The sequence below is a fragment of the Chitinophaga sp. SYP-B3965 genome, assembly GCF_009647655.1.
Lineage (GTDB): Bacteria > Bacteroidota > Bacteroidia > Chitinophagales > Chitinophagaceae > Chitinophaga.
The window spans coordinates 1-21,674 of sequence record NZ_WJFD01000003.1 but is presented as its reverse complement, the minus strand read 5'-3'; the positions used below and the strand labels follow the sequence as shown (position 1 = coordinate 21,674).

Below are 21,674 nucleotides of genomic sequence, written 5' to 3'. Positions count from 1 at the left end.
TGAAGTAATAATAAATAATACAATCTTACCTTAAATCTTTCATTATAAGATTGTTGCTAAAAAAAACTTGCATATCTGCTTTTCTTTTTTTAGTTTTAAAATCACTTAGACATTTAGAGACTATCCGATCGTGCAGAGAGATTTATTTTATTAAATCGTGTTAATCCATGCTTTTGACGATTAGACCCAGGCCGGTAAACGCCGTTGCCGTGTTAACCATGCTTATCAAAAAATTAAATGTACCCGTTAGTCCTTTCACCATCAGCGATGAGTTACAGGATCATCCCGCGTATCCCAGCTTGTTAGCTTTAAGTGATTGCCTGTCCTCCTGGAAGGTTCCTCATGAGACCTACAGAATAGATAAGCGTAATTACGATACAGCAGGATTGGCTTATCCTTTTATTGCTCATTTGGAAACAGGACGCGGACAGTTTATCCTCGTTCATGAAATTATCAATGGGGAAGTGAGATACAGCAATGAGAAAAAAGAGAAAAACACTATTACAGAAGCTGACTTTTTGGAACGGTGGGATGGTGTTATTTTGTATGCCGAAAAAGATATTCAAAGCGGGGAGCATGCTTATAAAAGCGCTTTGATAAAAGGGTGGGTCAGTTATCTTCGCTTACCTGTTTTGCTATTTTTACTGTTAGCATTTGCATTAACTTTTATAAATTATATCAGCATCAGTGTGCCATTGCTGGGCTTATTAGGTTTAAAGCTGGCAGGGATTATTGTTAGCGCATTACTCCTGCTGTACACCCTGGATGCGAATAATCCCTTTATACAGAATATTTGCAATGCAGGAGGGAAAAATGGCTGTAATGCCATTTTACGATCTGATGCAGCTAAAGTAACTTCCTGGTTAAGCTGGAGTGAGGTGGGTGCATTTTATTTTATAGGCTCATTTGCGTGTTTACTATTAAATCCAGGAACAATAACTTTACTTGCCTGGCTAAATATTGTATGTATACCTTATACTTTTTATTCCATCTGGTATCAGGTGAAAAAAAGAAGCTGGTGTACGCTGTGCAGTAGCATACAGGTTTTGTTGTGGCTTGAAGCAGTGTTTTTTATTGCTGCCGGCGCTTTTTATCCACAAACATCTGATTTTCTTTTTACTCCTGCCGTTATTGTGCGTTCAATTCTTTGTTTCTTTCTTCCTGTTGCCATCTGGGGATTCCTAAAACCGATTCTTAGGAAATCGGAGGAAATAGAGCCAATAAAGAAACAACTAAGGAAGTTCAAATATGATAGTGCACTGTTTAATCAATTATTAGCAGCCCAGCCTCATCACACACTACCTGATAGTTTAATGCCCGTAATACTGGGCAATCCTGTAGCTGAAAACATCATTACTGTAGTAAGTAACCCTCTTTGCAACCCTTGTGCAGAAACGCATAAGTTGTTGGATGAATGGTTGTCTACCATGGATGGTTTTCAATTAAAGATTATTTTCTCTACAAGTGGTCAGGACGATGATATCGGGTTTAAAGTAGCGCAGCATATTACTTCGTTAAGTTTGTCTGAGGACAAGGGTATAGTAGAGAAAGCCCTCCACGACTGGTATGTGCAGAGCGACAAAGAATACGAAAAATGGGCACAGAAGTACCCCGTACAATTTAACGAGGACATAAAAGACCTGGCTAATAAGCAAAATGCCTGGTGCGGAAATGCAGGTATTTTTTTCACCCCTTCCATTCTGGTGAATGGACATGAATTGATGGAGCCGTACCGCCTGGAAGATATTAAGTACTTGTTATCCTATTGATCCTTAGTCTTATCGATACTTTTTACGATCCTTATTATAAGAAAATGGGGCTGCCGGTTGCAAACGTACAGCCCCAGTAACCAGCATGGATGTTATAAAACACATGCCGCTTAAATACCCCGGTGTAATAGGGGTACAGAATCATATAACAATTATAATTCCAAGTAAAAGTATGAAAAAATTAAATTTAAAGTCCTCGGGCTTCCAAAACGGTGAAGTATTAACAAGAAGTCAATTGAAAAAGGTTTTAGGCGGAACTGGCAGCGGTGGCCCTGATGCATGCGCTGGAAAGAGTTCTGTAATTAAATGCAGAGATAATAGCGGCAATGATTTGGGTACAGTAAATGGTACGGGTTGTTTAGGCTCGTATGTTACAACATCTTGCAACGCTTATCCAACGTTTGATATCGCTCATTCTCAATGCAACTGTTAATTTAATAATTGACATAATAACCTGGCTTTATAGTCAGGTTATTATGTTTAAAAATACTGTGAGCAATCTTCGTTTAAAATCTAAGCATGAAATATTTTGCGGGCCTTTTGGTATCATTGATATTTTCCGGCAAAGCTTTAGCAGCTGGGGAGGATATTGTGATCAATGTTAAGGATCTTACCAGAAGTGAAAAGCTATGGTTTACAAGACCTCTGAAACTTTTTGAATCTGACGTACAACCTCAGCCTGTTATTTCAAAAATTCAGATCTTATCAGATAGTACATATAGATTAATAATATCGGGGATTACTGAACCAATATTATCCAATTGTTCTGGATTAAACAGGCCGGCTTTTCCGGCATTCATATCTCCGGGAGATCAATTAAGCTTAATAATTCAGAAAGATTCCATTTCCAGTACGGTGAAAATTACCTTTCATGGCAAAAATGAAGGGAATTACAACTTTAGTACGGAACTATCTACTTTAGCTTCCGGGCTAAAGATGTTTAAACGAATGCAGGTTGTTGAGAATGATGCACAAATAATAGCAGTCATTGATAGTAACTACGCAGAAACGTGTCAGCGGATAAATGCCTACTGCATCAAATACCCAAACGAAGCTTTGAGGAAAATGTTACTAGAGGAAGAGGACGCCAGCAGGTATTATTATCTTTATTTTGGTGTAAGTGAGCTTAAGAAGAAGAATGCTGCCTTTAATGAGAATGATCTTGTAAAGAAGTATTTTACTAAGGCCATTAAAAATGAGGATTCAATATTAATGTTCTCCAGGAGATATACGTACGCCATGGTTAAAGCAGTAGATGTATTAATGGCATCTAATATTCAGAGCTATGCAGATCAGTTGCTCGTAAGAGCGGCAACCATTAAAAAGAATTTTACAGGAATCCTGCAGGAATACCTGCTTTCTACCTTGTTTTACTATCAGGTGAAGGCGTTAGCCAGCAATGGATCAAATGATGTGTTTGTTGACGAATGGTATGATAAATACGCTAAGGATATCCATGATCCTCAGTATCTTTTTTTTATAGATTATGCTTACGCAAATTATAAAAAAGGGAATAAAGTATTTCCGGATTCTGTTTTGTTGAATAGGATATATGCATATGACGGCACTCCCGGACGGTTGGGCGATATGCTGAAGAAATATGCCGGGAAAGTAATATTGATTGATAATTGGGCTAGTTGGTGTGGCCCATGTAAGGAAGAAATGGAATATAGCAAGGAGAATGTGGCGAAAATGACTGAAATGGGGATTCAGTTGATCTATTTGTCTGTTGATAATGAAAAGGACCATGAGAAGATGAAAGCTGTTGCAGATGAATTTGGATTCTCTGACGCAGTTTATCGGATAGCGGATAATTTTAAATCTGCTTACGCAAATTACTTAGATATTAAATCTATTCCCCGTTATGTTGTATTAGATAAGGAGGGTAGGATAAAAAAACTGAATGCACTAAGGCCAAGTACTCCTGAACTACTAAGTGAACTTTCAACCCTGAAATAGCCGGTCTTATGAAAAATGAAAACTTATTGATGCCCTTATATATTATCAACCTGAAGGAAAGAAAGGACAGGCTGGAACACATAAAAGGTCAAATGCAGGATAGGAATGAGTTTTCAGTGTTTATTAAGGAGGCCATTAAACATGAAACAGGTGCCCTGGGTTTGTGGAATACATTGGTGACGATCGTGAAAGAAGCCAGGTCAAAGGAGGAGAAGTTTATAATAATATGTGAGGATGATCATCTGTTTACTGATTGTTATAATGCAACGCTATTAAGGAAAGCTATAGTTGAGGCCGGTGATAAAGAGGCTGATCTCTTATCGGGAGGGGTAAGCTGGTTTCATACAGCCTTGCAGATCTCTTCTGATCTGTTTTGGGTGGATCGTTTTACGGGCTTACAGTTTACCGTTATTTACAGTAAGTTTTTTAATGCAATCCTTGATGCCACATTTGAGCCCACCGATGCCGCAGACTATAAACTCTCTGAACTTACCGGCAATAAGTTCCTTTTGTATCCATTTATTTCTATTCAGCGCGAATTTGGTTATTCTGATGTAACTGAAAAGAATAATTTACCAGGTTATGTTACACAGGTATTCGCTGATTCACTGGAGAAACTGGGGCAGCTAAAGGATGTAGGGGTATTTTATGGACTGGAATTTTAATGCATGATATTTTATTTTCCTGGAATGAAAAAGATCAGGGTTAAACTAACAGGCTTTTGGCAATCTGATGAACAGATGTTAGAAATGGTTAAAATGCATGGGTTCGGCAGGTCCGATTGGAAGAATGTTCAGTTTACGGATGGAGCTTATGATAAATTAATTATTCTAACCAGGCCCTTTGATGAAAACATGGATTACGATGAGAAGAAAGCAATGACATTTTTAACTGAGCCCCTGTTATCAAATCATATCAGGGAGCATAAAACATCGGTTATCCTGCCATTGTCTTTGTTTAGCTGGAGCCAGGCAAAACCGGCAAACTACCAGGTAATTATACAACAGGGGGAAATTAAGAAAAGCGAGCTGCTGTCTTCCGTAACCAGTGATCTTTATGATTTGGAAGGGCATGAGGCCAGATTGGATTTTATCCAGGCATTTGATAGGATTATAGAAGATGGGTTTGACCTTTGGGGAAGAAATAACTCCGGGCTTTTCTTTCAGGGTATTACTGCTTATAGGGGAGCCATTGAGGATAAATTTGATGCCCTGCTAAAGTATAGGTATCATATAAATTGTGAAAACTCTTTCTGTGAAAATTATTTTACTGAAAAGATTACAGATCCAATCTTAGCTGAAACCTTATGCTTTTATGACGGTTGTACTAATATTTCATCGTTTATCGATGAAAGAGCCTATGTGAAATTGAATATAAGAGCCATTCAAGCTTCAATAGACACTATCATTGAGCTAATAAATATGAATGCATGGAGAAAAAGAATTCCTTACATCCGTAAGCAAAAGCTGAGATTATTAACAGATCTTAATCCACTTAATATTATTTGGATGGCCGTCAACGATATGGATGTTGTGAAGGAATGTACATTATGAATAATGGCATTAAAGCCGCTTAATTTTAATAGTATGACCAATATCGATGACTATGAAGGCATAGTGATTCCCACTTATGTTATAAATCTTTCTTCAAGAACTGATCGGCTGGAACATATCCAAAGGCAATTTAATGGGAGAAAAGAGTTTGATCTGTTAATTGTAGATGCCTGCAGGCATGAGATTGGGGCGGTGGGTTTATGGCAGAGCATAGTGAAGATCATAAAGGATGCCAGCACTAAAGAAGATGAAGTAATTATTATTTGTGAGGATGATCATGAATTTACGGCGGACTATTGCAGCCATTTTTTAATGAAGAATATTATTGAGGCCCATCAGCAGGGTGTTAAGTTGTTATCGGGCGGTATAGGAGGATTTAATCAGACGGTGCCTATTACACCGAACAGGTGTTGGATCGATACTTTCTGGAGTACACAATTTATGGTGATATACAGGGGCTTTTTTCAGACCATTTTGAATGAACCTTTTGAGGACGGAGATACAGCCGATGGGAAATTCTCTGAAATGACCAGTAATAAAATGGTGCTTTTCCCTTTTATTTCAATTCAAAAGGATTTTGGTTACTCAGATGTAACAGTAACTAATAATGTTATGAATGGCGAGGTTACTCGCCTGTTTAGAGATACGAGTGCCCGGTTATCTGCTATAATGAATGTTTATAATAGATATAATATTAACGTTAGTTATTAATCATACAGTTAAAATCAAAAATGAGTTTTAGCTACTATAAACAGTTAAATGCCATGGACTGTGGCCCTACTTGTCTGAGGATGATTGCCAAACATTATGGAAAGCATTATAATGCAGACACATTAAGGGAAAAGTCCGGATTTAATAAACAAGGCGTTTCGTTACTCGGTATTAGCGAAATCGCAGAGAAGATAGGCTTTCGGACAAGAGGGGTTCAAATCAATTATGAGAAGTTGCAAAAAATTTCGCTTCCTGCAATACTGCATTGGGAGCAGAATCACTTTGTAGTTTTAATCTCAATTAATAAAAGGAGTGCAAAAATAGCCGATCCGGCTAATGGCATCCTTACCTATGTTAAACAGGATTTTCTAAATTTTTGGCAATCTAATAATATTGAGGGCGCAGGAAATGTCGGTACCGTTTTGGTACTGGAACCATCTTCGGCTTTTTATGAAAGAAAAGGGGAGAAAGAACAACGGTTAAGCTGGGTCAGGATAACCCAGTATTTACGCCAAAGCAAGTGGCAATTCACACAAGTCTTTATTTCTCTATTACTTGGTTCTATACTACAACTGGTGCTCCCTTTTCTTACCCAGAGCATGGTAGATACCGGGATCAATACCCGGAACATGCAGTATATCACAATCGTTCTTATTGCGCAACTCACATTGACTTTTAGCAGTACCATAATCGGTTTTGTTAGAACCCGCCTCCAGTTAAGGATATCTAACAGCATCAATATTTCCATTCTCTCTGACTTCTGGTTAAAGCTGACCAGGCTGCCCGTTTCTTACTTCGATGCGCATCATGTAGGCGATACGATACAGCGGATCGGCGACAACAGGCAGATCCAGGCTTTTCTGACAGGTCAGGCATTAACGACCATTTTTTCTGTTTTTAATTTTTTCATATACGCCATTATCCTGGTGTTTTATAGCGTGCAGTTGTTCCTGGTTTTTGCAATAGGTAACATCATTTATCTTGGCTGGATACAGTTGTTTCTTCGTTTTCGCCGCAAAATAAACTATGAAACATTTCATATTTCAGCAAAGGAGAATAATGCCACATTACAGTTGGTACAGGGAATGCAGGAGATAAGATTAAATAATGCAGAGCAGCTGAAACGTTGGGAATGGGAGAATGTGCAGGCTGGTATATTTAAATTGAATTTTAAAAGCCTTAATTATGATCAATGGCAATCAGCAGGCGCCTTATTCATCAATCAGGGTAAAGACATCTTTATTAGTTTCCTGGTTGCCCAACTGGTGGTAAAAGGAGAACTGACATTTGGCGCCATGCTCGCCATTCAATATATCATTGGCCAGTTAAGTGGCCCGGTTCAGCAGTTTATTGTTATAGCGCAAGGATTTCAGGATGCAAAAATAAGTATGGAACGGCTAAATGAAATACATGAAATGGAAGATGAGGAACCAGCAGATAAAACGAATTTAACCTATTTGCCTGATAATAAGAGTATCAGTTTTAGTAAACTGTCATTCACCTATCCCGGTGCAGGCAATGATCCTGTTTTTGAAGATATTTCATTAAATATACCTGAGGGAATGGTTACTGCCATTGTAGGTACCAGTGGTAGTGGGAAAACCACACTTTTAAAATTGTTATTGAAAATTTATAGCCAGTACCAGGGAGAATTGAAGATCGGGGATGTTAATTTCAAATACATCAGCCCCTCTTTCTGGCGCAGCCAATGTGGTGCAGTGTTGCAGGACGGCTTCATTTTTAATGATACTATTGCCCGAAATATTGCTGTTGCAGATGAATACATTGATCATGAGAAATTAATGAATAGTTGCAGAATAGCCAATATCTTATCTTTTATAGACACATTGCCTAATGGATTCAATACAGTATTAGGCGCAGAAGGAGTGGGCATCAGCCAGGGACAAAGGCAACGCCTGCTTATAGCGAGGGCCGTCTATAAGCAACCGCAATTTTTGTTTTTTGATGAAGCTACCAATTCACTGGACGCTAATAATGAAAAGACGATCGTGGAGAATCTGCAGCAATTCTTTGAAGGTAGAACTGTTGTGGTGGTGGCTCACCGGCTTAGTACGGTTAGGAATGCTGATAAGATCATTGTTTTGCATGAAGGCAAGATTGAGGAAGTTGGTACACACGACTATCTGGTGTCACTTAGAGGCCGGTATTATGAGTTGGTTAAAAACCAATTAGAACTTGGATCTTAACTTCTAACATTATAATAATCTTAAGAGAATGGAAAATCAGGATGAAATAAACTTTAGGGGCAATATTAATCAGCGGTCAGAGATGGCACAGGAAATTATTTCTCATAAGCCTGGTTTTATGGAAAAGTGGGCTTTGTTAATTTTTATGAGCATTTTCCTATTGTTGGTGACTATCTCCTGGTTTATAAGGTACCCGGATATTATAGAAGTGAGGGCTAAACTAACGGCAGTGAATGCTCCTAAGGAAATTATTTGCCTTCGGGAAGGCAGGCTTGTAAAACTCTTTATTCAGAATAAAAAAGAGGTAGTAAAGGGGCAGGTAATAGGATATATAGAAAGCACCGCTGATCATGATGAGGTTTTAGCGTTATCTAAACAACTGGATAGTGGTATTTACTTATTCAATACCAGACAATTAAAAGAAGCAGCCAGGTTATTTCAGCAGCAGTATAATAATGTTGGGAGTATTCAGCAGGAGTATAGACAATTTGTTATAGCCTGGCAGCTTTTTAATGATTATATGATCAATGGCTTTTATTCAAGGAAGGCAACTATGCTTGAAAATGACGTTATCTCATTGGATAATACAAGGAATTTTATGCTGACGCAAAAGAAATTGACACAGCAGGATATGGAATTTGCGAAGGAAACTTATGAAATGAAAGAATCGCTGTCTAAAGAGAACGTATTATCTAAGGAGGAGTTCAGACAGGAAAAAAGCAGGTTGGCAAATAAGGAAATGACCATTCCTCTACTCGAAATTGCACTTATTTCCAACGAAACGCAAAAACGTGAGAAGATCAGGGAATTGGATCAGCTTGACCACGATCGTATGCAGCAGCAGCTTAGTTTTCAACATGCTTTGCTGTCGCTCAAAAACTCAGTTGATGAATGGAAGAAGGTCTATGTTATACAAGCTCCAATCTCCGGGAGTATATTTTTTACTGTTGCCTTACAGGAAAATCAATTTCTGCAACAAGGTAAACAGATTGGATTTATAAGCCCTGGCGATAACCGTTATTATGCTGAAACCATTCTGCCCCAGGCCAATTTTGGTAAAATAGACACAGGGCTTACCGTGCAACTGCGATTTGATGCCTATCCTTTCCAGGAAATTGGTTTTGTAGAAGGCATCATAAGTTATGTTTCTTCTGTACCATCGGATAGTGGCTTTTTGACTACCATAAGGCTGGATAATGGATTGATAACAAATACCAATAACCCGCTTGCATTTAAAAATGGATTGACAGCAACAGCTATTATTCTTACTAAGAACATGCGGTTCCTGGAAAGATTGTACTATAGTTCTGTAAAATCTACTTCAATTGGAAGCGGGCAATGATCGCGGTTTGTATATGATACTATTTTAAGCCAGAAAGATACTTAAAGAATAGTGTGAAATATTGCTGTTAATTACTAACTTGTCGCTGCATAACACCAAAACCCTCCCGCTCCACCGAGGAGGTACCGGAACCAGCAAACGTCTTTATAAGATGCTGTAGTTCCTTGTGCCTTACATCCAACATACAGCTTAAATTATTTTTAACATGAGAACAGGGCTATTCTTCACGCTCCTCTTATTGATGGCTTTCCGTTTGCCGGAAGGGGTGGAACTTACAACAGATTTTATCCGTCTTCGTTTTGACGGAACAGGGAACATGATCAGTTTAACTGATAAGGCTACCGGCCGGGAATTCATTCCGCGGGGCCAGCCGTCCCCTTTACTTTCCCTCTTCAAGGATTCCGTATATACTTATCCGGCTTCCATGACTTACAATGAAGCAAAGAAGCAAATAACGCTAAAGTATAAAAATGGTGCAGTGGCGGTAATTGCTGCCGCCAGTAAAGGGAAATATCTTCGGTTCGAATTATTATCCTTAGCCCCGCGTAAAGGTGTGCAGGCCGTAGTTTGGGGACCATATCCCACTACTATCAGTCAGCTGATAGGAGAAACAGTTGGTGTGGTTAGAGATGATGAATTTGCCGTGGGCGTACAGGCATTAAAGATCAATACCACAGAAGGTATTCCAGACGACGGAGATAATGCAGGTGGTGGTTCTTTTATAGATCCGTTACCCGGACAAACAATACCCGAAGCGCTGAAAAATAAGATCGGCCAGCCGGTGGGAGCAGATGTGAACACGGATGGAGATATGCCGGAATTTGTGCGCCTGTACAGGGGAAGCCTTGCGGTTAAAAAACCTTATGGCAGTGATCTGCGGCTCTTCTCCCGTGATAGGCGGATACCGCGTACCATTGGCAGCGGTGCTACTTTGCAGGAAGTTCAACCGGTGAATGCAGATCTGGTTGGAAGTGCTATTGCTTTGTTTGGTTGCCCTGCCGCTACCGTGCTGGATGTAATTGAGCAGGTAGAAACAGGCGAAGGATTACCACATCCCATGCTGGATGGTGTATGGATCAAACGTTCCCCTCGGATGTCTGAAGCCTACCTCATGTATGAAGGCAAAAGTATAGACAACGCTTTGCAGTATGCGAAGGAAGGGAACTTCCGGCTGGTGCACATCGGGGATATCTTCAAGAGCTGGGGGCATTTCAGATTGGAAACAGGCCGTTTCCCCAATGGCGCGGAAGATGTGAGGAAGTACACAACCAAAGCAAAAGAAGCAGGTATTTCTGTAGGCGTGCATACACTCACCACTTTTACCGGTACCGGTGATCCTTATGTATCCCCTGTTCCCGGAGATAGTATGCTGAAATCTGGCAGCTCCGTACTGGCCAGGGACCTGGGAGAGAATGATGATGTAGTCTATGTAAAAGATACTTCTTGGTTCCGTAATATGGGATTAACACGCACGATCAAAATAGGAAAGGAACTGATCGGTTATAAAGGTATCTCAAATGGTGCTTTAACAGGTTGCATAAGAGGACAATTCAAAACAACGAAGAGCCCTCACAAAGCAGGCACAGTAGTGGATAAACTGGTGAACAGTGGCTATAGTGGCTTCCTTCCCGATATTAATTTACAGGATGTATACGCACGCAGGCTGGCAGAAGTTTGTAATGAAACCGGCGTAGACCTCATGGACTTCGATGGTTTTGAAGCTTTGGGATACACCGGTCATGGCACCTATGCTGAGAATAAATTTGTAGACCTCTGGTACCGGAACCTGGATCGTTACCGCATGACCTGTGGTGCCAGTACTTCTCATTATTACTGGCATATCTATTCTTTCATGAACTGGGGAGAACCGTGGTACAGCGCATTACGGAAAAGCCAGGTGAATTACCGCATAGAGAATCAGCGTTATTTTGAACGTAACCTCATGCCCGGCATGCTGGGCTGGTTTAAGATGGAACCTACTTACCGCCCGGAAGAAATAGAATGGATCCAGGCAAGGAGTGCTGCTTTCAACGCAGGATATCTTTTAAGGGTAGATGAGAACATAGAGAAGAATGGCTATAAAGAAGCATTGTTTGAAGCCGTACGCGAATGGCAGAAAGCCCGCAATGCAAAAACTTTCACCGCTGCACAGATAGCGAAGTTCAAAGATCCCACCACTGAATTTCACCTCGTGAAAAAAGGAGAGGGGAGCTGGGAGCTTTATCCTGTGAAGCTCATCACGGATCTCACGCACAAATACAAAATGATGCAAACAGGGGAACCTGTTACAACCCGCTTCAAAGCGAATAACCCTTACGGTGCACAACCGCTGAAATTCTATATCACAGCAGAAGCAGTAGAAGGGAATAAAACAGAAACGGTAACGGGCATACGTATCATCATCAACGACTTGCCACCCATTGAAATAGAAGGCCCGGTAAAAGCCGGCGATAAATTTGTCTGCGACGGGGTATCTATTTATCAGTGTGACGCATGGTGGAATAACAGGAAAGAGATCAAAGTAAGCGGTTTGCCTCAATGGCAGACTGGCGAGAATAATATAACGTTGAAAAGTGAATACTCCGGAGAGCAGGGACCAGTATTGAAGCTGGATGTTAAGTTTTCAGGACTTGCTGAAAAGGTAGGAAAGTAAGCAAGAAAAAGGGCCGTATCGGTTTGATGCGGCCCTATGTTTTTGAATAATTTATTGCAGCTCCCGCGGAGCGGAGGTACTTCGTACCCGGTTTCTTTATTTCTTACAGCTCTTGTTGAGCAGGTACTTCGTACGGGTTTTTTATTTCTTGCAGCTTTTGCTGAGCAGGTACTTCGTACCGGATTTTTATTTCTTATAGCTTTTGCTGAGCAGGTATTTCGTACCGGTTCTTTATTTCTTACAGCTCTTGCCGAGCAAGTACTTCGTACCGGTCTTTTTATTTCTTACAGCTTTTGCTGAGCAGGTACTTCGTATCCCGCTTTTTAGTTTTTATGCTTTCACATAAACCGCTTCCCTGATCTTCACCAGTTCTTCCAGCAATGATTCCAGATGATCCAAATGCAGCATGTTAGCGCCGTCAGATTTAGCTTTAGATGGGTTCGGATGTGTTTCAATGAACAACCCGTTTGCGCCGGTAGCAATAGCCGCTTTTGCAATAGTGCCGATCATTTTAGGATTACCACCTGTAACGCCGGAAGTTTGATTCGGCTGTTGCAGAGAGTGTGTGCAATCCATGATCACCGGAACACCCAGTTCTTTCATGATGGGAATATTACGATAATCCACCACGAGGTCCTGGTACCCGAAAGTATTACCTCTTTCCGTGAGCATCACGTGTTTATTACCTGCCTGTTCAATCTTTTCCACCGCAAATTTCATGGCTTCACCACTGGCGAACTGCCCTTTCTTCACATTCACAAACTTACCTGTATCTGCAGCGGCCAGCAGGATATCCGTTTGGCGGCAAAGGAAGGCCGGGATCTGTAAAACATCCACATAAGCGGCCGCCATAGCAGCTTCCGCAGCGGAGTGAATATCTGAGGTAACAGGGAGATTAAAGGTTTGCCCTACTTTCTGTAAAAGGTCCAGCCCTTCCACATCACCGATGCCTGTAAAGGAATTGATACTTGTTCTGTTGGCTTTGCGGTAAGATGCTTTGAACACATAAGGGATGTTCAGTTTTTTGCAGATAGCAGATACTTTTTCAGCGATGCCCATCACCAGATCTTCTTCTTCGATCACACACGGGCCGGCAATGAGAAAGAAGTTTTCAGGATTGTATTGTTCTTTAAACAGTGCTTTTAACGTTTTCATGGCGCAAAATTAACGTTATTTTCCCTGATGCTGATTCCTATGATAAATCTAAACATAGAATAGGCCGGATTGTTATTGTATTGTCATTGTTTACATGCCCATTTCATCTAATATTGCGTCTGGAACATAAATTTGGGCACAAAATTTACAACCTCTTAGTATGAAGAAAGATAAGATCCTGGTTATTGGTGCATGCGGTCAGATTGGCGTAGAGTTAACGCTGGCCCTGCGCAAAATGTATGGCGATAATAACGTGGTAGCATCCGATCTCCGTGAAGAGCACGACCTGCTGAAAGGCAGCGGCCCTTACGTGTCCCTGGATGTGATGAACAAAGAAATGCTGCATGTGCTGGTTATCCGTCACAACATTACCCAGGTCTATCTGCTGGCTGCCATCCTTTCCGCTACCGGGGAAAAGAACCCCCTGCTGGCTTGGCACATCAACATGCAAAGCCTGCTGAACGTGCTGGACATTGCCAAGGAAGAAGGCTTGGATAAGATCTACTGGCCCAGTTCCATTGCCGTTTTTGGGCCTAATTCCCCCAAAGAGGACACACCGCAGCATACCATCATCGAACCTACCACCATTTACGGGATCAGTAAGTTTGCCGGCGAACGCTGGTGCGAATATTACAACCACCGCTATGGTATAGATGTACGCAGCCTCCGTTATCCCGGCCTGATCAGCTATAAATCTGCCCCGGGCGGCGGTACCACGGATTACGCGGTAGAGATCTACCACGAAGCCCTGGAAGAAGGTACCTATAAATGTTTCCTGTCTGAAGACACCTATCTGCCCATGATGTATATGCCGGATGCCATCCGTGCCACTATTGAGCTCATGGAGGCGGATAGTGCAAAGATCAAGGTACGTTCTGCCTACAACCTCTCCGGCATGAGTTTCTCCCCTAAAGAGATCTCCGAAGCCATCCAGAAACATATTCCTGCCTTCACCATCAGCTACGAACCAGATTACCGCCAGCAGATTGCCAACGGCTGGCCCCAAAGCATCGAAGACGGACTGGCCGCCCAGGATTGGGGCTGGAAACCGGAATTCAACCTGGAAAAGATGACGGAGGACATGCTCCGGAACCTTAAACTGGAGAAAGGAATTAAATAAACGATTGATTACTATATGTTTAACTGGCCGGAAGCATTGCTTCCGGCCTTTTTTGTGCGCAAAAGGCTGATAACCAGTCTATTCCAGGTACTATCTCGGCTCTCTCCTATATCTCTCCTATAGCACTGCTATATCATTCCTATAGCATAGGTATATCGTTTCGATATACCTATGCTATAGGAGTGTTATAGGAATGGGCTTTCAGTGATATAGGGATATACAACTATAGTGCTTCGATCAAACTTCTATCAGGCCACTATTACCGGCATATATATTATATAATATTTGTATATTACATCGTATTATCCTATGAAAAAATGAGAAGAGCCTTATACCTGTGCCTTTTGGCAACATTTCCCCTTGCCCTGCATGCCCAGATCAGTACAATTGCGGAGAGTCCTTCCTTTGAGGAACCATCCGGCGGACTTGCCCGGATCCTTCAATTGAAGAACGGGAACACCCTGTATGTACATTTTCCGGCAAAGGGGGTGAACATCCAGCTATACGATTCCAGTCACCAGCGGGTGGATACCATGGCGAATTTTGCCCATATCCGGAATGGTAACCTGGATGCTGTTTTTGAATCGCAGGGCAATGCTACGGTGTTATATAGTGTGAAGGAAAGCAGGCACCCTTTATTGGTGCGGCTCACCATTGATGCTGGTACCGGACAATTATTGCGGGAGGATACGGTGGCCAACCTGGATAAAGTGAACCGCCGCAAAAAGAAAACCAGCAGTTCAGACTTCCTGGTGATCAAAGACCCTTACAGCGAAAACTATGCGATATCGATGTATGCCAACCTTGAAGAAGCTGATGCCGGTTATGAGATCGTGCATTTTGCAGCAGATCATCATGAGATCAGTCGCGCCCGTTTCACCGGCCCGGATAATGACACCAGGTTCCAGTATTGGGATATGGTGGTCATTGGCGATAAGAAGCTCTGTATCCTGGGTATGGCACAAAATGCAACCTATCAGGTAACCAGCAGCGAAATGATGCTGGCAACGCTGGAAAAGGGGCATATCTTCTTTCGTTTCTCATCTCTTTCTTTACCAAAAGGAGTAGAAGTGCTGGGTGGTTTCGTGAAATACAATCCTTACACGGATCAGCTGATCCTCCTGCAGGCCAATCAGAAAGAAGAAAAGAAAATAGCTACCTGGCTCACCACGGTACAACTGAGTACGATGGTGGCAGCAGAAGCCAGAGAGATCGTCCCGGATAAAGCCAACCTGAAAAGCCTGGAAGTATTTGGTCCCAAAGCACCTTATGAAGGCGTGCCGCAAAATGTATTCATCAAAAAGGACGGCGGTTATTCCATTGTGTTTGAAGAGCTGGACAATTTTGTGCGCCTGGTGAACAGTGTGCCGGTAGTGATCAGTACCATCCTTTCCACTGTAGCGGTGATCGATATGGATGCGGAAGGAAAGGAGATCAATACCTGGATGATCCCTAAAAGGCAATTAAATCCCGGCCTGATCATGAAAGCATTTTATCAGAAGAACAGGGAGAACGCTACGGACAAAATAGATTTTTCAGAGCAGTATAAATTCTTCTCTTTCGTTCCTGGCGCCAAACATGATTACATCCTGATGAATGACCTGGAAGAGAATAAAGAGAAACTGGAGAAAGGTAAATTAACGATGATGCGCGATGCCCGTGAAGGACATGGGTTCTATTATACGCTGGCCGGAAAGAACATTATTCCCGCCAGGAATTTTGTTTTCCCGGTAGATGTGGAAAAGAAACAAAGGCACATCGCTTTATTTTCCATGGCGGATTACGATATGGAAAAAAGTACCCTGGTCACCTTGCGGCGTATGTCGCAAAACAAAAAGGAAGTACAATTGGTATGGCTTAACCTGAATTAAAGCACAATAAGCAAGTTTTATTATATTGCTCTTCATGAAGAAGATACTATTCCTGTACCTCCTGATAAATATACACCAGGGATCAAGTGCACAGTTTGTTTCCATAGCAGACGGCCCGGAATTTAATGAACCGGAGAAAGGCGCTGCAAAGATCATTCAATTAAAGAATGGAAATACGGTTTACCTGCATTTCAGGGAGGGCATCAACCTGCAATTATACAACGCTGCCCACCAGCGCATCCAGGATAAAAACATCCCCACTGCACATACAGAAAACATCAACGCTGTTTTTGAAACACAGGGAGATGTAGTGGTGTTTGCCAGCGAAAGGGAAAACAAACATCCTGTATTATACAGACTCATCCTGGATGGCAAAGATGGTACCTTGAAAAAAGAAGAAGTAGTGTTGCGCCTGGATCAGTTGATACTCACCAATCCGGCACGGGATTTCAATATCGAAAAGGACCCTTACTCAGAATATTATGCCATCAGAACATGGTTGAATGAAGAACTCGGTTCGGAGATCATTCATTATGGCCCGGATCATGCCGTACTGAGCCGTGGTGTTTTTGATAAGGAGACGGTGGGAGTGTTTTATCATGGGTTCACGGATATGGTGGTATTGGGGGATAAAGCGGTATGTATATTGGCCAGCAACTTTAATGTAGAGAACCGCGTGGAACTGCTCACACTGGAAAAAGGTAGCAGTGCTTTTAAAGCTACTCCGGTGGGAGAGGCGCTTAAAGGTGCCGCCCTGAAATACAATCCCTATACCAGCCAGCTCATTGTGTTGCAGCCTGGAAAAATTTCCCTGTTGAATGCAACAACGAAAGTGCTGGAACAGGCGAAGAAAATTTCCGGGGAAGGCATACCTCAGAATATATTGATCATGGAAGATGGTTCTTTCCGGATAGTGATGGAGGAAAAAGAGAACTATGAACAACAACCAATACCTTACGCTGTTAAACCACCAAAGCATACAATATTAGGTGATCTTACCATTCTTCAGTTTGATAAAAAAGGAACACAAACAGGTAACTGGCTACTGCGAAAGAAACATGGGTTCAGGGAAAAATCATTTGATCCATTTTATCAGAAACATACTGAAAACGCTGCGACACTATTACGGGAAGGAGAACAGTATTTATATGTGGATATGGTGGGAGACCAGGTATTGATCAATGAAGCCACAGACCATCACCGTAAAACGGTATGGCTGGTCACTAATTGCAGCGGGTTCTATTATACGTTAGAGAGTGGGAATAAATTGTCGAAGCAACGGTCTGTTTTTAGCGGGGAAGATGCCAGTAACCTCGGGCTGTTTATAGCAGCTGACTACGATCCGGTGAATAAGGTATATGCCACGCTGCATGTAAAGACCAAAAAGAAGAATGCAAAGATCACCTGGTTACGGGTAGAATAAAAAGTAAAAGCCGGAAGTAATCACCTCCGGCTTTTTTATTTTAGTTGACAGATGGCTTAATCCACGAAACCCACTGCAACTGTAGCGTTGCTGAATTCATCCACCAGGATGAAAGTGCCGTTTGCAGGATTTGCCTGGTAGGCATCTGCAAATACAGGCTGGGCAGTTTTTAAAGTGATCTTACCGATATCGTTCAATCCCATTTCCGTTTTCTCCTCTATCCGGTTAGTGGTTACTTCTACCACGTGATGCAGTTGCTGCACTTTTGCTTTGATACGGTTGGCACCATGCACCAGTAAATACGTTTTACCTGCGCTGAGTTTCTGCTGGTCCATCCAGCAGATCTGTGCCACCAGCTCTTTGCGGCCTTCCGGAATGTTATCCGGCGTAACCAGCAAATTACCGCGACTGATATCTATTTCATCTTCCAGTGTGATCACTACACTTTCTGTGGCATGTGCCGCATCCAGTTGCTGCTCAAACTTTTCGATGGATTTGATCTTGCTGCGTTGCCCGTTAGGCAGGGAAACAATTTCCGCGCCTACGTGAAAACTACCGCTGGCCACCTTACCGGCAAAACCACGGAAATCATGGTGCTGCTCAGTTTTAGGGCGGATCACATACTGAACGGGGAAACGTGCAGGATGCTGGCGGTCTGTTGTGTCCAGTTCTATTTCTTCCAGGAATTCCAGGAGCGGCTGACTTTTATACCAGCTGATCTTCTCCGTTTTAGTTACCACGTTTTCTCCGTAGAGGGAAGAGATAGGAATGAACTTTACTTCTTTATCCTCGTAGAAAGAACCTTTCAGCAATTGCTGAAAGTCTTCATGGATCTGGTTAAAGCGGGCTTCGTCATATTCCACGAGGTCCATTTTATTGATACACACTACGAGGTGCGGAATGCGCAGCATACAGGCGATGAAGAAGTGGCGGTAAGTTTGTTCAACAATACCTTTTCTTGCATCGATGAGGATGAGCGATACCTGTGCAGTAGAAGCGCCGGTCACCATATTACGGGTGTACTCAAAGTGGCCGGGCGTATCTGCAATAATATATTTGCGGTTAGGCGTAGAGAAATAAATGTGTGCCACATCAATGGTGATGCCCTGTTCGCGTTCGGCAATGAGGCCGTCCGTGAGGAGGGAGAGGTCTGTGAAATCCAGGCCCTTGCGTTTGCTTGCAGCAGTGAGGGCTTCCATTTTATCCTGGGTGATAGATTTCGTGTCAAACAGCAAACGGCCGATGAGCGTACTCTTTCCATCATCCACACTACCTGAAGTGGTTATACGTAAAACATCCATTGTTAGTCAATTCGTAGTTTAAAAATACCCTGCGTTCTTGCGCTTTTCCATCGCAGCTTCCGAGCGTTTATCATCTATACGGGCGCCTCTTTCGGAGATCTTGGCAGCCAGGATCTCTGTAATGATGTCTTCCAGTTTATCTGCTTCGGACATCACAGCGGCGGTACAGGTCATATCACCTACCGTGCGGAAACGTACTTTAGCGGGGAAGGGTTTTTCATCTTCCGTAGTGTTGAGGAAATCAGAATAAGGCCAATACATGCCGTCCCTTTCAATGATCTTTCTTTCATGAGAGAAATAGATAGAAGGGATAGCGAGACCTTCTTCGCGGATATAATTCCAAACGTCCAGTTCCGTCCAGTTGGAAATGGGGAATACGCGAACGTTCTCACCGATGTTCACTTTACCGTTGAGGTGATCAAACAGTTCAGGGCGTTGGATCTTGGAGTTCCATTGGCCGAATTCATCGCGTACAGAGAAGATCCTTTCCTTGGCGCGTGCTTTCTCTTCATCTCTGCGTGCGCCGCCGATGCAGGCATCGAATTTCAGTTCTTCAATGGCATCCAGGAGGGTGACTGTTTGCAAGGCATTCCTGCTGGCGTATTTGCCGGTTTCTTCTTTTGCTTTGCCCTGGTTGATGCTGTCCTGTACATTACGGACGATCAGTTCAAGACCAAGGGTTTCCACCAGCCAGTCGCGGAACTCGATGGTTTCCGGGAAGTTGTGGCCAGTGTCCACATGTAATAAAGGGAAGGGGATCTTACCGGGGTAGAAAGCTTTTTGTGCGAGGCGTACGAGGGTAATAGAATCCTTTCCACCTGAAAAGAGGATGGCAGGCCGTTCAAACTGCGCAGCGGTTTCCCGCAGGATGTAAATTGCTTCATCCTCCAGTGCCCGCGGAAATTGCCATTGAATACTACTCATATATCGATGTTAAACTTGATCTAACTAGTGTGTAAACCGCATTCTTTTTTGGATTCTTCCCACCACCAGCGTCCGGCGCGGGGATGTTCTCCTGGTTCAATAGCGCGGGTGCAGGGAGCGCAGCCGATACTGATAAATCCTTTGTCGTGCAGTTTGTTGTAAGGCACGTTGTGTTTATCAATGTAGGCCATCATTTCTTCAAACGTCCAATGGATGAGGGGGTTGTATTTGTATAGCTGGCGGCCTTCGTCCCATTCCAATACCGGCATGTCGTGCCGGTTTTCACTTTGTTCTGCACGGAGGCCGGTGATCCATACTTTTACACCTTTCAAAGCCCGGTTGAGGGGAACTACTTTACGGATATAACAGCATTCTTTGCGGTTCTCTACAGAGTCGTAAAAGCTGTTCATGCCTTTTTCCTTTACGAGTGCTTCTACTGCTGCGGTTTCCGGGAAATAAATCTCGAAAGGCTGCTTGTAGCGGGCCCTTGTAAGGTCCATTAGATCGTAAGTTTCCTGGAAAAGCCGGCCGGTATCTAATGTAAATACCCGTACCGGCAATTGATTTTTCCAGATGATGTCTGCCAACACCTGGTCTTCCTGGCCGAACGACGTGGAAAAGGCAACAGTGCCGGGAAATTCCTCCGTTAAAATGCGTATTCCTGCTGCAATATCTGTTTGCTGGGCTAGTAGCCCTGGTAAATCTTTCATGTGTAGCTTCCTCTACCTGTAGAGCAAAAATACATAAAACCTATAAAAAAGATAGACTAAATATGGGTATTGTGGAAAAAAGGCGGGGGAGGCTGGGAGTTTGCCGTGCAGCAAAGGGCGGATTGTTTTTTATTTGGAGGGGGATTTTTTTAGGGGGTAGGTAAAAGATGCCTCATTTAAAGAGGCTGTAATAAAAACCTTCCCAACAAAGCCCTGACTGGGTTAGAGAGGGCTTTTTTAGAGGTGGCCAAAGAAGCTTAAAAAAGGGGCTAGCCCCTTTTTTAAGCCCCCTTCAGGGGACTTGGAGATTTGCCTTTAAAGGGAACTTAATAAAAAAAGAACCCCCTTCCATTTAGGATGCTGGAGAGCCGAGGCCTCAAAGAAGCCTCCTTAAAAGCTTAGGGCTAACTAACAGTGAACCACACTCTTAGCCAGCCCTCTAACCTTCCTGGGGAACGTCAATGCTTCTTATGATCGGTTGATTATTTATCCGAAATAGCCCGTTGCTTAATATTACTAGTTATTTAAAGGTATTTCCTGAAATCGCAAACCCGTTCACAGGGGTGGTTTGGCTTTAGACCTCCATTTCCGCTGGAACAGGTATACGTTGTTCGTTTTTGACGATTCTTCTGCTGTATAGGGATAAGGATATTTAACGAGTTGCTAGTCAGCCTTTTAATAACTAAAGGTAGCTTGGTGGGGAATTAACAGCAATACCTATAAATAGGTATTTTTAGAAGCAGCACAGAGAACAAACCGTACAAGTGAGTGACCTTTAGATTTGTATGGATAAAATAATGGATTAAATTGAAGGAAAGAGATGGGGTGAACTAAGTGAGTGACTGGGCAGGAGGCCCATGTTGTGTATTAGTCCCCATCTCATTTCCCTTCAGTTGACGCGCTCTGTTTAGAATATCAGGCGGGCAAGCCTGTTAAAGGTCTTAGAGGCAGTCAACCATTTTTAAAGATCAAATCT

At 42.6% G+C, this 21,674-nt stretch carries 16 protein-coding genes; 12 read left to right on the top strand and 4 right to left on the bottom strand.

Features of this window, described 5'->3' with window-relative positions:
- Positions 1–167: 167 nt before the first annotated feature.
- From GFS24_RS17830 to GFS24_RS17790, 9 genes are all read left to right on the top strand, one after another.
- The gene (locus tag GFS24_RS17830) at positions 168–1,769 is read left to right on the top strand and encodes a cysteine peptidase family C39 domain-containing protein (protein ID WP_153661687.1); all 1,602 of its coding nucleotides are present in this window, start codon (positions 168–170) and stop codon (positions 1,767–1,769) included.
- Between the two features lie 172 nt (positions 1,770–1,941).
- A complete protein-coding gene (locus GFS24_RS17825; protein ID WP_153661685.1) occupies positions 1,942–2,202 on the top strand; it encodes a hypothetical protein in 261 nt (86 codons plus the stop codon).
- A gap of 86 nt (positions 2,203–2,288) precedes the next feature.
- Positions 2,289–3,728, top strand: coding sequence for a TlpA disulfide reductase family protein (locus tag GFS24_RS17820; RefSeq protein WP_153661683.1), 1,440 nt, complete (start codon positions 2,289–2,291; stop codon positions 3,726–3,728).
- 8 nt (positions 3,729–3,736) lie between these two features.
- A complete protein-coding gene (locus GFS24_RS17815) occupies positions 3,737–4,393 on the top strand; it encodes a hypothetical protein (RefSeq protein WP_153661681.1) in 657 nt (218 codons plus the stop codon).
- 24 nt (positions 4,394–4,417) lie between these two features.
- Positions 4,418–5,281: a hypothetical protein gene (locus tag GFS24_RS17810; RefSeq protein WP_173003114.1), complete on the top strand. Its 864-nt coding sequence runs from the start codon at positions 4,418–4,420 to the stop codon at positions 5,279–5,281.
- Between the two features lie 33 nt (positions 5,282–5,314).
- Positions 5,315–5,992, top strand: coding sequence for a glycosyl transferase (locus GFS24_RS17805; protein ID WP_153661677.1), 678 nt, complete (start codon positions 5,315–5,317; stop codon positions 5,990–5,992).
- Between the two features lie 20 nt (positions 5,993–6,012).
- The gene (locus GFS24_RS17800; RefSeq protein WP_153661675.1) at positions 6,013–8,199 is read left to right on the top strand and encodes a peptidase domain-containing ABC transporter; all 2,187 of its coding nucleotides are present in this window, start codon (positions 6,013–6,015) and stop codon (positions 8,197–8,199) included.
- 28 nt (positions 8,200–8,227) lie between these two features.
- Positions 8,228–9,541 (top strand): HlyD family secretion protein, encoded by a 1,314-nt coding sequence (locus GFS24_RS17795; RefSeq protein WP_153661673.1) that lies wholly within the window; start codon positions 8,228–8,230, stop codon positions 9,539–9,541.
- 205 nt (positions 9,542–9,746) lie between these two features.
- Positions 9,747–12,194, top strand: a complete 2,448-nt coding sequence (locus GFS24_RS17790) for a hypothetical protein (protein WP_153661671.1) — start codon at positions 9,747–9,749, stop codon at positions 12,192–12,194.
- A 330-nt stretch (positions 12,195–12,524) separates the two neighbouring features.
- Here GFS24_RS17790 and kdsA read toward each other — a convergent pair whose 3' ends face one another.
- Positions 12,525–13,349 carry a 3-deoxy-8-phosphooctulonate synthase gene (gene kdsA / locus GFS24_RS17785; protein WP_153661669.1) on the bottom strand — a complete coding sequence of 275 codons (825 nt, stop codon included), beginning with the start codon at positions 13,347–13,349 and terminating at the stop codon, positions 12,525–12,527.
- A gap of 160 nt (positions 13,350–13,509) precedes the next feature.
- Here kdsA and GFS24_RS17780 point away from each other — a divergent pair, with 160 nt between their 5' ends.
- The 3 genes from GFS24_RS17780 (at position 13,510) to GFS24_RS17770 (ending at position 17,763) form a co-directional block, all read left to right on the top strand.
- Positions 13,510–14,469, top strand: coding sequence for an NAD-dependent epimerase/dehydratase family protein (locus tag GFS24_RS17780; protein ID WP_153661667.1), 960 nt, complete (start codon positions 13,510–13,512; stop codon positions 14,467–14,469).
- 344 nt (positions 14,470–14,813) lie between these two features.
- Positions 14,814–16,340, top strand: coding sequence for a hypothetical protein (locus GFS24_RS17775; protein ID WP_153661665.1), 1,527 nt, complete (start codon positions 14,814–14,816; stop codon positions 16,338–16,340).
- Between the two features lie 34 nt (positions 16,341–16,374).
- Entirely contained in the window at positions 16,375–17,763 is a 1,389-nt protein-coding gene (locus GFS24_RS17770) for a hypothetical protein (protein ID WP_153661663.1), read from the top strand.
- A 56-nt stretch (positions 17,764–17,819) separates the two neighbouring features.
- Here the strand turns inward: GFS24_RS17770 and GFS24_RS17765 are convergent, their stop codons facing one another.
- From GFS24_RS17765 to GFS24_RS17755, 3 genes are read right to left on the bottom strand one after another with little or no spacing between them, the layout of a single operon-like run.
- Positions 17,820–19,064 (bottom strand): sulfate adenylyltransferase subunit 1, encoded by a 1,245-nt coding sequence (locus GFS24_RS17765; protein ID WP_153661662.1) that lies wholly within the window; start codon positions 19,062–19,064, stop codon positions 17,820–17,822.
- 18 nt (positions 19,065–19,082) lie between these two features.
- A complete protein-coding gene (gene cysD, locus GFS24_RS17760; RefSeq protein ID WP_153661660.1) occupies positions 19,083–19,988 on the bottom strand; it encodes a sulfate adenylyltransferase subunit CysD in 906 nt (301 codons plus the stop codon).
- A 20-nt stretch (positions 19,989–20,008) separates the two neighbouring features.
- Positions 20,009–20,698 (bottom strand): phosphoadenylyl-sulfate reductase, encoded by a 690-nt coding sequence (locus tag GFS24_RS17755; RefSeq protein WP_153661658.1) that lies wholly within the window; start codon positions 20,696–20,698, stop codon positions 20,009–20,011.
- Positions 20,699–21,674 lie beyond the last annotated feature (976 nt).